Below are 322 nucleotides of genomic sequence, written 5' to 3'. Positions count from 1 at the left end.
TCTCCATATTATCCGATTTTAATTTTTTATTACCATCCAATAAGATACTTTTTTCCCCATCCATTTGTTGTTTATCAAAAAAGGATCACGTCAATACATGATCCCTTCTAACTTCAAATATTAGTAGACGCAAGTGCTTCCGCAAACCTTCTAATTCCTTCATCAATGGATTCTTCATTTTCCCTTGCAAATGTAAAACGAACAAAACCTTTTTGAGACCCCATCGTATACCCCGGGACATAAATGACTCCCTTTTTGATTGAATCCTCGAGTAATTGCGGTTCATTCACCTCTTTTTTTATCCTGCACCAAATATGAATGC

The 322-nt window shown here is 35.7% G+C and carries 1 pseudogene; it reads right to left on the bottom strand.

Annotated elements, in window-relative coordinates:
- Nucleotides 1-113: 113 nt before the first annotated feature.
- Nucleotides 114-322: pseudogene (locus V7659_RS09175) on the bottom strand (PLP-dependent aminotransferase family protein); the annotation flags it as partial.

It is taken from the genome of Neobacillus drentensis, from assembly GCF_036966985.1.
Taxonomy (GTDB): domain Bacteria; phylum Bacillota; class Bacilli; order Bacillales; family Cytobacillaceae; genus Neobacillus; species Neobacillus drentensis_E.
Note: the sequence above shows the minus strand (reverse complement) of the source record. Positions and strands in the feature narration are given on the sequence as shown.